Genomic DNA, 13,472 nt, shown 5'->3' with positions numbered 1-13,472 from the left:
TGCGGCCATGGTCTTTCCATGGCAGGAGGGCAAGAGCCTGCGCGCGAACCGTGCTCGCGAGGGCTCCCCTAGCCGAACAGAGTTCAAGGCTATCAGTTGTCAAGGACAGCGGACCGGCTCGTCACAGAATCCACAACGACGAGTACACCCACGGCAAGCAGGGAAAGCATCCGGCCGAACACGGCTACCGCGTAGGTCTCGAACTCGATCCCCACCCCCATCATCGGGTTCTGGTGGGCCCACAGGTAGTGCCAGACCCCCACGATGTAGCCGACCTCGGCGAGCTGCCAGAGCACGAACAGCACCACCGCGAACGGCTGCAGACCGCGGCGGCGGGGCCAGGCGAGCACAGCCAACGGCAGCAGCCACAGCACGAACTGCGGCGACCACACCTTGTTGGTCAGCAGGAAAGCCGCCACCACCAGGAAGATCAACTGTTCTACCGGGGGACGGCGCGGCGCGAACCAGGTGAGCGCGGCAATCCCCACGCAGCAGACCAGCAGTGCCGTGGTGCCCACCAGGTTGACCATCTCCCGGTCACCGGAAGGGAAGAGCTCCAGCATGCCGAGCACGTAGTAGACCGACCCCCAGTCGGCCCCCCGCTCTTGGCTGAACGTGAAAAAAGTGCTCCACCCTTCAGGACTGGCCAGGTAGACGGGCAGGTTGACCGCCGCCCACGCCAGCAGCGCGCCCCCCAGCGGGACGGCGAACCGGGCAACCGCCTCCCGGCCTGCCCGCTCCCGAACCAGGTCGCGAACCATCAGCACGAAGAGCGGGCCGAAGAACAAGAACGGGTAGAACTTCGCGGCCACGGCGAGACCGATTAGCGCCCCGGCCGCCCACAGCCGGTCCTTCGCATAGCAGACGAGTCCGCCGGCGGCGAGCGCCACAGCGAGCAGGTCCCAGTTGATCGCGAAAGTCAGCACCGCGGCCGGGACCAGGGCGACGAACGCTCCAGCGCGCAGCGCAGCCCGCGAGTGGAAGACGCGCCGGGTCGCCGTAACCCCGCCGCGCCCCACCAGCCATCCGACACAGACCACCGTGGCCACCAGGCACACGCCCATCACGAGGGCGGTGGCGTCGAAGTAGCCGTATCCGCGGGTCAAAGAGTCGGGCAGCCAGGACACGGCCCGGGACAGCACGTACATCAGGCCGCCGGTGAGCACCGGGTACTCCACCGGGATGTCCAGGTAGGGGATGGCCCCGGTGTCGAGCTCGTCCCGGTAGTAGAGCGGGAAGACGTCGGTGTAGCACAGCGCCGGGTACTGGGTGCCGTCCAGCCACGCCCCACCGAACCGGCAGCGGGCCTTGCCGAGGTAGCCGAGCAGCGCCCCGCCGACCCCGAGAACGACAAGCCAGACCCAGTCGGCGGGACGGGGCGCGGACACGGCAGGGGCGCCGACAGTCCCGCTGTCGGCGCCCTGCAGTCCAGTCTCCTCAGACCGGTGCGGTGACGAGGTCACTCCCGGCCCCGGTAAGCGATCTGGTTACTGTTCCACCCCGGACCGCCGATACCGCCGGGGCCAGGCCCGGTGCCCGGCTGGCCCGGCTCGTCAGGCGGAGAAGTCGGCTCCCCGTCGCCGGGCGGCTCGTCATCCTGGCGGCACTCCGGCAGCCACCACTGGATGTCGCAGTTCGGCTCGTCGCCCCGACCCGGCGGAGTGAACGAGGGAAGCGGCATGCTCGGCTCGGTGGTCGGCTCCTCGGTCTCCTCCGGCTCCTGCGAAGGCGAAGGATCCGGGCTCGGAGTCGGTGCGTGGTTGCGCACCTCGCCGCCGAACACCGGCTGGGGGAACTCTTCGGGAGGCACGTCCTCCAGCACCTTGGTCATGAACGCCTTCCACAACCGGGCTGGCATTTGACCACCGTAGATGCTGGCCTCACCAGGCAGCACGAGCGGTTCGCCGTCGGTGCGATGCAGTCCCACCGCAGTGGAGTACTGCGGCACAAAGCCCACAAACCACGCGGACACGGCGTTGTTGGAGGTACCGGTCTTGCCGGCCATGGGACGGCCGTCGTCCAGCTTGGCGTTGTGGTTGTCGGTGATGACCTGTTGCATCGCGTAAGTAGCGTCGGCCGCCGTCTCTGCGCTGAACGCCCGGGTGCCACCGGACTCCAGAATGTCGGCGTCCTTCGGCTGCAGCTCCTCGCCGGTCTCGGTGTCCACCACCTTAGCGATCAAGTGCTGCGGCATGTGGTAACCGCCGTTGGCGAAAGTCGCGAACCCGGCCGCCTGGTCGACCGCGGCGACCGACATGGTGCCCAGCGCGATGTTGGGACCGATCTCGGCCGTTTCCAACTGCTTCTCCGGGATTCCCGCGGCCAGCGCGGTCTCGATCACCGCCTGCGGGCCGACCTCGATCGCCAACTGCACGTAGCTGGTGTTGATCGAGTCCCGGGTGGACTGGATCAAGTCGACCGGACCGTAGCTGCGGTTGCCGTCGTTCCTGACCGGCTGGGCCAGGCCCGGGAACTCCTTCGGGCTGTCGCCGTCGTAGATGCTCCGCAGGCTGATGCCCTGCTCCAACGCAGTGGCCAGCACGTACGGCTTGAACGCGGAGCCGGCTTGCTGCCGCTGCACCAGAGACTGGTTGGCGTACTGGGTGGGGTCCGGACCGCCGTAGAACGCCTTGATCTCACCGGTGGAGGTATCGACCATGGCGATACCGAACTGGGTCTCCTCCGGGATCTCCTGGCCGGTGTTGTTCAGCGTCCGTTCTTTCTGCTCCTCGACGACTTCCTCGGCGTACTGCATCCACTTCTCGTTGAGCGAAGTGGTCACCTGGTAGCCGCCGCGCGCAATCTGCTCCGGGGTCAGCCCGTAGCGGGACTCCAGCTCGCTGCGGACCGCCTCCTGGATGTAGCCGCGGTAGCCCGCGTACGAGTCGTCGGCTTCGAGCGGCAGCGGGTCGGGGAACTCCAGTTTGTCGGCCTCTTCGCGGCTAAGACCGCGCTCGGGGTTCTCCTCGTGCATCTCGACGAGGCCGTTCACCGTGTACTGCCACCGCTCCTTGAGGATCTCGTACATCTCGGAGTCGGGGACCGCAGTGCCGAAGTTGCCCGGCTGCTGGATCACCGTGCCGATGAACGCACCCTCAGCGGCGTCGAGTTCACTGACGTCCTTGCCGAAGTACCCCTGGGCGGCTGCCTGCACCCCGATGCCGCGCCCGAAGTAAATGGTGTTGAGGTACTGCTCGAGGATCTCGTCCTTCGTCAGGCTCTGCTCGACCTTGAACGCGATGAGGATCTCGTTGAACTTACGGACGTACCGGTCGATCGTGGACGACTCGTTGGTGGTCAGCGAGTCGTAGTAGTTCCGGGCCATCTGCTGGGTGATGGTCGAACCACCACCTTGCGTACCGCCGAAGACGAGACCGCGGAGCAGACCCATCAGGTTGATCGCGTTGTCCTCGTAGAAGGTGCGGTGCTCGGCCGCGAGGACACCGTCGATCACGGTCTGCGGCACCTGCTCGATACCGACCGGCACCCGGTCGACTTCCCCGAACCTGGTGGCCTCGGTCTTGCCGTCCTCGAAGTAGACGACGTTCGCTGCGAGCTTGACGTCGGCTTTGGCCTCAAGGTCTTCATGGGAGGGGGCCATGGCGTAGGCGATGCCGATCCCCGCGACCCCGAGGACGAACAGCACCGCCATGGTGATGAGCGTGGGCTTCCACGCTTTGGCGAAGAAGCGCCGGACGGGCCCTCTCTCGTCGTACTCGTCCTCGTCCTCCCAGGACCGGCGGCGCCGTCCGCCGCCACTCCCCGAGTGGGCCGCGCTTGCCCGACGACGTCCGCTGTATCCTTCATCCTCGGCACGTCGGCGACGCGCTGGACGCCCGTCCTCGGGATGGCCGGAATCTCGGCTCCTCCGGCGACCCGGTGCCCCGCCACTGCCGAGCACGGCCGTCTCATCAGCGGCCCGCCGCCGCGGACGGTACTCGTCCTCGCCTCGCGGCGCCCGAGTGCGGCGCGGGGACTCGTCGAAGTAGTCGTCCCGTGGGTCACGGGAACGACGTGGACGATCACCGAAGTCCTCTCTGCTCCGAGAGCGGCGCGGCCGATCTTCATAGTCGCCCAGCGACCCGCGGGCACGGCGCCCGGGCTCGTCAGCCCAGAAACCGTCGTCCTCCCGCGGCCTACGGCGACCCGCCGCGGCGCGCTCGTCCGCGGCGTAGCCGTCGCGGCTACGCCTACCGCCGTCGCCGCGCGGTTCACCCATCGGGCCATCGGCCCGGCGGCGACCGCCAGCACTCCGTCGTCTTTCGGTACTCACGCGTCCTCGTTCGTCTATTGAAGGCCGACCGGCCTGTCGACTTCTGGGAGAGGCAGTGCAGCCCCCGGACCATGCGGGAAAGCCTCGTTCCGTTTCTCCCGCTCTCGGTGTCGCCTGGGGGATCGGCGCGTGACCGAAGGCGCTCGTGAGGCGGAATTGAACCGGTTGCTGCCTGACCTCCTCGTCACTGGCTGATCGGGGGAAGACCTCGGAACGTCCCGAACCCCGAACCTCTCTGTATCGGCTGCACGTGGATGACACCACGGGTGGGGCCCGTGACGACCACGTGGTCTTTCCCTGCTACGGCCGTTCACGCGTTGCCAGTGAACGGTGGACCAGCCGCACCACCGACGCATAGCGAACACCGATACCACGGCAAACGGCATGCGATGGTCCTATCGGGGCGAAAGTTACGTTAGGACGGTAACGCCATATAGCACAACCCACGGCTGAGAGTACCTGGCCACACCGGGGACGCGCACTGTTTTCCACAATCGGAGAACGAAACGGCTGTGAGTGCGGCGAATCGCCGAAAAACCCGACAGCATCGGGTTTTCCGCCTCACCTATCGACGCCTCGCCCCACCACTCCTCAATCCGGTACTCGGGGGGTTCACCTATCGGCTCGATATATCAACCAGATACACTCAGGAACGCCTCAAAGGGTGCCGACAGGTGTGCCTCTCCCCGGCTCGGGGTAGAGGCGTTCACCATGTCCAAGACACAGCCGGGGTGGAGGTGAGGGATGAGCGCACGCCGGGCCAGGGTGCTGGAGCTAGCCGTCCTCGGCCTGTTATACGAGTCCCCGTTGCACGGGTACGGACTGCGCAAGCGCCTCAACTCCGAACTGGGGTTCTTCCGGGCCTTCTCCTACGGGTCGCTGTACCCCTGCCTGAAGAGGATGCTGCGTCGGGGGCATATCTCCCAGCACCCCGAGGAGACCGGATTCGGGCGGACCCGGATCGTGTACCGCCTCACCGAGGCTGGACACCAGCACCTGCACGGGATGCTCGACGAGGTCACCCCAGCGGCCTGCGACGACGAGTCCTTCGGCGTGTACTTCGCCCTCTTCGGGCACGCCAGATCGGACCTTCGGCTGCGCATTCTGCACGGTCGCCGCGATCGGCTTCTCACCCGGCTGAAGGAGTTGCGCTCCCGCCTGGCCCACACCGCTGACGACTATCTGCGGGAACTGCGCCGCCACGGAGCCGAGTCCGTGGAGCGGGAGATCCATTGGCTTGACGGGCTTATCGCGCGGGAACAGCGCCTCGCTGCACTCTCCCCGTCTCAGCCGGGACCATTGGGATGACTCCTTCCGAACCACCCCAGCCCTGCGGCAACGCCGCGACAAGCATGTCCCACGCACTCAAAGATTTCGGAATCGACAGAAGGAGACCACTGCCATGGGTTCGGTACGCGTAGCCGTCGTGGGCGTGGGCAACTGTGCCGCCTCACTCGTCCAAGGCGTCCATTACTATCGCGACGCCGATCCGGCATCCCGCGTGCCCGGCCTCATGCACGTGGAGTTCGGTCCGTACCACATCCGGGACATCGAGTTCGTCGCCGCGTTCGACGTCGACGCCAAGAAAGTCGGCCAGGACCTCGCGGACGCGATCACCGCTAGCGAGAACAACACGATCAAGATCTGCGACGTCCCGCCGACCGGGGTGACGGTGCAGCGCGGCCCGACCCTCGACGGACTGGGCAAGTACTACCGGGAGACCATCGAGGAGTCCACCGAAGACGCCGTCGACGTGGTCGCCACGCTCAAGGCCGCTCAAGCCGACGTGCTGGTCTCCTATCTTCCGGTCGGTTCTGAAGAAGCCAACCGCTTCTACGCCCAGTGCGCGATCGACGCGGGTGTGGCGTTCGTCAACGCCCTTCCGGTCTTCATCGCTTCGGACCCGGTGTGGGCCCAGAAGTTCACCGACGCGGGTGTGCCCATCGTGGGAGACGACATCAAGTCGCAGGTGGGCGCGACCATCACTCACCGAGTGCTGTCGAAGCTGTTCGAGGACCGCGGTGTCATCATCGACCGCACCTACCAGCTCAACTTCGGCGGCAACATGGACTTCCTCAACATGCTGGAGAGGGAGCGGCTGGAGTCCAAGAAGATCTCCAAGACCCAGTCGGTCACCTCGCAGATTCCGCACGAACTCAACGCCCGCTCGGTGCACATCGGCCCCTCCGACCACGTGCCGTGGCTGGACGACCGCAAGTGGGCGTACGTGCGCCTGGAAGGCCGCGCCTTCGGCGACGTCCCGCTGAACCTGGAATACAAGCTGGAAGTGTGGGACTCTCCGAACTCCGCGGGCATCATCATCGACGCCGTGCGCGCCGCCAAGATCGCTAAGGACCGCGGAATCGGCGGCCCGCTCCTGGCAGCGTCCTCGTACTTCATGAAGTCCCCGCCGGTGCAGTACTCGGACGCCGAAGCGCACGAAGCAGTGGAGAAGTTCATCGCCGGAGAGATCGAACGCTAACTCCGACGGCCTACCGCACACGCCGGGGCGGACGCCTGCCCCGGCGTTCTTTCGTGTATGGGCTTGTCGTAGGCGCACCGGTCCCGCCCTGAGGGAACCAAAAACATTCCGGGACCATCTCATTCGACATAAGAGAAGGAAGAAGCAGAACAGCAGCCGACCGTCACCCTCCGCTGCTATCCAGGTTCCGGAAGACACGTCCGCGACCGTGCTGCCTTCCCGTTGTGCCGTCAGCACTCCGGGCACCAGGCGCCACCCACCGAGTTGACTGGAAGGGACGGCACGTCCGTGAACTACCCCCACCACCCCCAGGGCCAGGGGACGCACTGGCAGAACAGCGCCTACCCGCCGCAGTACCCTGCTCCTTCTCCACCGCCACGCCGGAACACTGCGGGCATCATCATGCTCGCCGTCAGCGGCGTCGCCATTGTCGCGCTGATCGTGGCGATCGTGGCGGTCATCGCGTTGAACAACAACACAGCGGACCCTCCGGCCGCCCACGCTTCACCGGACAGCACGGCCGCGAGGACCGCAGACGACCGTCCCACCGCCACCTCGGACACCCGCACCGGGGACTCCGACCAGGTTGCTGACGACACCGGCAGCGGGTCGTCCCCCGTATTCCCCGACGCTATGGACGGGGACTGGCAGGGCACCATGAGCCAGTACGACATGTCCGGCAACCTGGAGTCCCGGTGGGATCTGGAGCTCCACATCGAAGGCGGGGAGAGCACCGCAGAAGCCGAGCTGTCCATGTCGAACGGCCGGACCTGCACCTGGGGCCTCCTCGTGACCGGCAGCGGCGACGACAGCGTTGACCTGCAGTACACCACGACCAACGACGGCAACGGCACCTGCACGCCCTCCGGCCACGTGCACATCGTGGTGAAAGACGGCCAGTTGCTTGTCGGCGTGGCCACCGAGCAGCCCGACGGGTCGATCAGCACCGCCGACGGCGTACTGAACCCGTCCTGATCCGGCCTACCCTGTTCGGATGTCCTTCCACGGCGATCTCCGCGAAGTGCTGCGCGGTCCCCGATTCCGCCGGCTCTTCGCTACTCGGCTGGCGTCGCAGTTCTCCGACGGCGTCTACCAGGCCGGCCTGGCCGGATACGTCTTCTTCTCCCCGGAGCAGCACACGACCGCGGGAGAGGTCGCCGCGGCTTTCGCTGTGCTGCTCCTCCCGTTCTCCATCGTGGGACCGTGGGCGGGGGTGTTCATCGACCGCTGGGCGCGCCGCCAAGTCCTCTTGTACTCCGCACTGGTCAAAGCGGGACTGGCAGCGGCGACCGCTGTCCTCGTCGCGTTGGGGTGGGACGGAGCGCCGTTCCTGCTCGCGGCGCTGCTGCTCCTCAGCATCAACCGGTTCTTCCTCGCCGCCCTGTCCGCTGCCCTGCCCCACGTGGTGCCGCACGACCGGCTGGTCATGGCGAACGCGGTCACGCCGACGTGCGGCACAGCGGCCGCGTTCCTCGGCGCAGGGGCGGGGGCTGGCCTGCGCCTGGTCGGTGGGGACGGCCTGCTGGGCACTGCGCTGATCCTCGCGGGGGCAGGCTGCGGTTTCGCCGTGGCCGGGCTGGTGTCCCTCACCCTGGGCCGTACCGAGCTGGGCCCCGACTTGGCAGCCGCCTCTCCTCGCGTACGGGAGGCGCTGCGCACAGTCGTAGCCGGACTGGTGGACGGGGCGCGGCACATCGGGGAGCGCCGCTGGGCCCGCGACGGGCTGGCCACGATCGCTGGCCACCGGTTCCTGTACGGCATTGCCACGATCATGACGCTGCTGCTGTACAACAACACGTTCACGGCGGGCGGCACGGCCGGGTTCGCCTCGTTCAGCGTGACGATGGCGGCTTCCGCTGTCGGCTTCCTGGTCGGCGCGGTCATCACCCCGTGGGCGCGGGAACGGATGCGCGCAGGAACGTGGATCGCCGTGCTGCTGGTCGGCGGGGCCGCGGCTCTGCTCGTGTTCGGGCTGCCTTTCCACGCGTCCGTGTTCCCCGTGGCGGGCTTCGCCCTGGGGGTGGTCTCCCAAGGGGTCAAGGTCACCGTGGACACCCTCGTACAGCGGTATGTCGACGACGCCTACCGGGGCCGGGTGTTCTCCGTCTACGACATGCTCTTCAACGCGGCGTTCGTCGCTGCTGCGGCGGTTGCCGCGCTCACCGTGCCGCCGTCAGGGGTGTCGGTCCCGGTCGTGACAGCCATGGCCGTCAGCTACGCGGCCATGGCCCTGTACTGGGGTGCCGTGACCCGGCGGAGCGCCGTGGCGCAAGAGTCCCCGGCCACTGCCGGCTGACCCACCCGACTCGGAGCATCGCGGGCAGGGGATGCCCGCCGCAGGTCACTCCTCCGGCTTGCCCGGGGTGATTCCCTGCTCTTCAGCCCAGCGGAGGAGCGCCTTCGTCGCCTCCTCCTTGCCGAGCGGGCCGTGCTCCAGCCGCAGCTCCAGGAGGTACCGCCATGCTTGCCCGACCAGCGGGCCCGGCCGGATTCCCAGCACTTCCTGGATCTCGTGGCCGTCCAAGTCCGGACGGATCTTCGACAGCTCCTCTTCCTTCGCCAGCCGTTCGATCCGCCGTTCAATGTCGTCGTAGGCGCGGGCCAGCGCCGCAGCCTTGCGGCGGTTGCGCGTCGTGCAGTCGGCCCGGGTCAGGATGTGCAGCCGGGACAGCAGGTGGCCGGCGTCCCGCGCATAGCGGCGCACCGCGGAATCGGTCCACTCCCCCTTGCCGTAGCCGTAGAACCGCAGGTGCAGGGAGACCAGCTTGCTGACGTCGTTGACCACGTCCTTGGGGAATCGCAGCGCCGTCAGCCGGTTCTTGCTCATCGACGCGCCCACCACCTCGTGGTGGTGGAACGTGACCTTGCCGCCCGGCTGGAAAGCCCGGGTCTTGGGTTTGCCGATGTCGTGCAGGAGTGCGGCCAGCCGCAGCACCAGGTCGGGCTCCATGCCGCGGGCCCGTTCCAAGTCCACGGCCTGGTCGAGCACGGTCAGCGAGTGCTCGTAGACGTCCTTGTGCCGGTGGTGCTCGTCCACCGTGAGCTTGAGTTTCGGGATCTCGGGGAGCACATAGTTGGCCACCCCCAGGTCCGTCATCAGGGACACGCCGAGCCGCGGGTTGGGGCTCAGGATCAGTTTGGTGAGCTCGTCGCGGATCCGCTCAGCGGAGACGATGCGCAGCCGTTCCGCCATCGCGGTCATCGCGGCAGCGACCTTCTCGTCGACTGAGAACCCCAACTGGGCGGCGAACCGGATTCCCCGCATGATCCGCAGGGGGTCGTCGTTGAAGGAGTCTTCGGGTTTGCCGGGAGTGCGCAGCGTGCGGTCCGCCAGGTCCCGGAGGCCTCCGAACGGGTCCACGAACTCCCCGCCGGGCACGCGCACCGCCATGGCGTTGACCGTGAAGTCCCGCCGGACCAGGTCCTCGTAGAGCGACGTGCCGTAGCTGACTTCCGGCTTACGCGACTTGACCTGGTACGACTCGCTCCGGTAGGTGGTGATCTCCACCTGCCGCCCGTTCTTGCGCAGTCCTACCGTGCCGAACTCGATACCGATGGTCCACACCGCGTCGGCCCAGCCGTCCACGAGTTCCAGGACGCGTTCGGGCACCGCGTCGGTGGTCAAGTCGATGTCGTGAACCGGACGTCCCAGGAGCGCATCGCGTACGGGACCGCCGACGATCGCCAACTCGTGCCCCGCCGCGGCGAACCGCTCACCCAGTTCGGTCACTACCGGGTCGACCGTGCGCAGCAGTCGGTCGACTGACGAGCGCTGTTCGTCCGTCAGCGTGGCCTCAACGGTCGGGGAGTTCGAGATCCGATCGGGAAACTCACTGTTCGACACAGGCACAGAGACTATGTGGCCAGACTCCACCATGGCGAATCGACTCTGCTTCCGGACCGGGCACCAGTGGCGTATCCCACGGCCCTGTCGCCCGTCCCCTTGCTTCTCAGGATGCCGTATGCCTCGTGGCCTGACGCTTGCGCCCACTGTTCCCATTTGGGGACAACAGGTATCGTCGTTTTCGGACGTGACGCGCGGCGTGCCGCGTCCGCCCTGATCCACAAGGCCCGCAACGGTCGGCAGCGGCGCCTTTGACGGGTACTGTCCCGGAGTCATCGCGCTCCCGTGGGGACTCTTCTATTCTGTGGAGCCACCCGTACGGCGACTTCAGCCGACCGTCCAACGATTCGGAAGACCCAGAGGCGTGCGTCGAATTGCTCATCTGGGCGTGGTCGTGGCCACCGCCTTCGCGGTGCTTCCGGCACTGACCCCGCTCCAGCCCAGTCCGCCAGCCCAGGCCGTAACCGAGTCGATGCCGGGGGTAGCGACGATCCTCCCTGTCGACGACGTGCGAGAGCTGCCTTCCCTGGCCCTCTCCGACATCACCTCGGTGGTAGCCAAGAAGAAAGACACCGTCACCGTCAAAGGACTGGTGACCAACACCACCGACGCCACCCTCGACGGGATCACCGTCCGCCTGCGCTACAACCCCTACCCGCTGACCGGGCGGGACGCCCTGGACCGGCACGCCGACGGCGCAGGCCCCGAACCGTACGCGTCCGGCCCCTCCACCACCATCGACACGCCCCTGCCGCCCGGCTCCGCGATCTCCTTCACCCTGCGCACCACCGTCAAAGACCTGGACTTCCAAGGCGGATTCGGGGTGTACCCGCTCACCATCAGCGCCGCCACCGAATCCGGGGACGACCTCGGCACCCTCCGCACGTTCGTCGTCTACACCGGTGCGGAGAAAATGACGAAGCTCCAGGTCGCTTGGGTGTGGCCGCTGATGGACCGCCCGCAGCGCGCCGACGACGACACCTATCTCACCGCAGACCTCGCCGCTGAGATCACCAAAGACGGTCGGCTGGGCCGCCTGCTCACCATCGGCGCCCAAGACGGAGAAATCGACTCCACCTACACCGGGCCCACTCCCCAGCCCGAGGAGGAGGACGCGGTCACGGACCTTGCCGACGCCACCGCCTCCCCGCTGGGAGACCCGTCCGCGTCCCCCGCCACGGCCGTGGAAACCGAAACCCAGCCCGGCCCCACCCCGGAGGACACTCCTTCACCCGCCGACCCCGTCCCCATCACCTGGGCGGTGGATCCGGCCCTCCTCGACGACATCCACCGGCTCGGGGAGGGCAGCTACTGGTCCCTGACGAACGCCACCGAGTCGGGCCCTGTCCTCGAAGAGCACGAGGCCAGCGTGGACGCCCAAGTGTGGCTCGCGCACGCCCGCCTGTGGCTGGCGGAAGACCCGCTGCTCGCCGTCCCCTATGCCAACCCCGACCTGCCCGCCCTGCTCGACGCCGACCTGAGCGGGGACGCGGAGACCGCGGTCGAATTGGGGCGCTCCACGGTAGCGGAGCTCTTGGGCCGCGAAGCCGACACTGAACTCGCCTGGCCCGCCAACGGGGTGATGGACGAAGCCACCCGCGACTTCCTGAACTCGCACGGGGCCACCACGTTCCTCCTCGACGAGTCGGCAATGCCCGCGAAGAACTGGCTCGGCCACACGCCGGGAGGCGTAGCCCCGCTGCCGCTCGCCGGCGGGGAGGAAGGCACTGCGCTCGTCGTCGACCGCGGGCTCACCCGGATCCTCGGCGCCAACACCCACACGCCCGGGGCCAGCACGCTGGCCACGCAGCGGTTCGTCGCGGAAACAGCGATGATTGCGGCTGAGGCGCCAGACAAGCGGCGCACCCTCATCCTGGCGCCGCCGCAGGACTGGGACCCCGACCCCGCGTACGCCACCGGCCTGCTCGACGCCACCGAGCAGGCGCCGTGGCTGTCCGCGGTGCCTCTCACCAGCGTCGACGCCGACGCTGCCGATGCCGAAGACCGGCAAGGGCTCACCTACCCGAAGAAAGCCGCGGAAGCGGAACTCTCCGCGGACCATGTGGAGCGGATCCGGAAGATCCGCCGCCAAGTGCGGCTGTTCAACAGCGTGCTCACCGAGGACGCGGACCCGTTCCGTCCCGCGGTGCTGCGGTTGGAGTCGGCGTGGTGGCGTGAGGACACGGAAGTCGCCGAGGCCATCCTGGACCGAGTGGACCAGGCGGTTCAGGAGCACAAAGCCAAAATCCACGTGATCCCCGGCGACCCCATCACGCTGGCCAGCAAGAACGGCACGCTCGGAGTGATGGTCGCCAACGATCTCAGCGACCATTCGGTGACCGTCCACTTGTCGATCTTCTCGGAGAACTCCGAACGCCTGTCGATCGGCGACTACACCAAGTCGATGGAGATCGGCCCCGGCGGCAAGACCACCGTGTACGTGCCGCTCTCCGCCACGGTCAACGGCCGCACCGTGCTGCACTTGAGCCTGCACAATGCTGATGGGGAACCGATCACCGACGAGCCGACCACTATCCCGGTCAACGCCACCGGGCTCGGCAGCGGCGCACTCCTCATCAGCGGGATCGCCGCCCTGGTCCTGGTGGTTGCGTTGGCCCCGCGCGCGGTCCGTAAATGGCGGCGGGACCAGGCGCGGAAAACCCAGGCGGCCATTGACGCTACTGCTGCCGCGCAGGAGGACTCTCTGGCTGCGGTCACCGGGGAGCGTGCCGACGACACGGACAGCCACTCCCCGCCCGGCCCGGTCAAACCAGACCAGGATGGGGAGAGCGCTGAAGAGGCCCGTTCCTGACCAGAGGCCGCGGTCTTCTACCCTGAACTTCTGTTTCGACGAGACCTTCCCACACGACATC

9 protein-coding genes are annotated in these 13,472 nt (G+C 67.5%); 6 read left to right on the top strand and 3 right to left on the bottom strand.

Features of this window, described 5'->3' with window-relative positions:
* Positions 1-92: 92 nt before the first annotated feature.
* Together TF1_RS10580 and TF1_RS10575 are read right to left on the bottom strand one after the other, a co-directional pair.
* Positions 93-1,463: a glycosyltransferase family 87 protein gene (locus TF1_RS10580; protein ID WP_011293513.1), complete on the bottom strand. Its 1,371-nt coding sequence runs from the start codon at positions 1,461-1,463 to the stop codon at positions 93-95.
* The gene (locus TF1_RS10575) at positions 1,460-3,652 is read right to left on the bottom strand and encodes a transglycosylase domain-containing protein (protein WP_016187948.1); all 2,193 of its coding nucleotides are present in this window, start codon (positions 3,650-3,652) and stop codon (positions 1,460-1,462) included. Before TF1_RS10575 ends, TF1_RS10580 begins: the two co-directional genes overlap by 4 nt.
* 195 nt (positions 3,653-3,847) lie before the next feature.
* Between TF1_RS10575 and TF1_RS16515 the strand changes: the two genes are divergently transcribed.
* From TF1_RS16515 to TF1_RS10555, 5 genes are all read left to right on the top strand, one after another.
* The gene (locus TF1_RS16515) at positions 3,848-4,294 is read left to right on the top strand and encodes a hypothetical protein (protein WP_159055917.1); all 447 of its coding nucleotides are present in this window, start codon (positions 3,848-3,850) and stop codon (positions 4,292-4,294) included.
* Positions 4,295-5,017: 723 nt separating this feature from the next.
* Positions 5,018-5,581, top strand: coding sequence for a PadR family transcriptional regulator (locus tag TF1_RS10570; protein ID WP_011293515.1), 564 nt, complete (start codon positions 5,018-5,020; stop codon positions 5,579-5,581).
* Between the two features lie 94 nt (positions 5,582-5,675).
* On the top strand, positions 5,676-6,755 hold the full coding sequence (locus TF1_RS10565) for an inositol-3-phosphate synthase (protein ID WP_011293516.1): 1,080 nt from the start codon (positions 5,676-5,678) through the stop codon (positions 6,753-6,755).
* A 288-nt stretch (positions 6,756-7,043) separates the two neighbouring features.
* Positions 7,044-7,730 (top strand): hypothetical protein, encoded by a 687-nt coding sequence (locus TF1_RS10560; protein ID WP_016187949.1) that lies wholly within the window; start codon positions 7,044-7,046, stop codon positions 7,728-7,730.
* Between the two features lie 19 nt (positions 7,731-7,749).
* Positions 7,750-9,051 carry an MFS transporter gene (locus TF1_RS10555; protein WP_061783854.1) on the top strand — a complete coding sequence of 434 codons (1,302 nt, stop codon included), beginning with the start codon at positions 7,750-7,752 and terminating at the stop codon, positions 9,049-9,051.
* A gap of 45 nt (positions 9,052-9,096) precedes the next feature.
* Here the strand turns inward: TF1_RS10555 and TF1_RS10550 are convergent, their stop codons facing one another.
* Positions 9,097-10,605, bottom strand: a complete 1,509-nt coding sequence (locus TF1_RS10550) for a CCA tRNA nucleotidyltransferase (protein ID WP_169803315.1) — start codon at positions 10,603-10,605, stop codon at positions 9,097-9,099.
* 358 nt (positions 10,606-10,963) lie between these two features.
* Here TF1_RS10550 and TF1_RS10545 point away from each other — a divergent pair, with 358 nt between their 5' ends.
* Entirely contained in the window at positions 10,964-13,411 is a 2,448-nt protein-coding gene (locus TF1_RS10545) for a DUF6049 family protein (protein WP_255266169.1), read from the top strand.
* Positions 13,412-13,472 lie beyond the last annotated feature (61 nt).

This window comes from Thermobifida fusca NBRC 14071 = JCM 3263 (assembly GCF_001592045.1).
In the GTDB taxonomy this organism is placed as follows: domain Bacteria; phylum Actinomycetota; class Actinomycetes; order Streptosporangiales; family Streptosporangiaceae; genus Thermobifida; species Thermobifida fusca.
The sequence above is the reverse complement of the archived record's forward strand: the minus strand, read 5'-3'. Positions and strand labels throughout refer to the sequence as shown.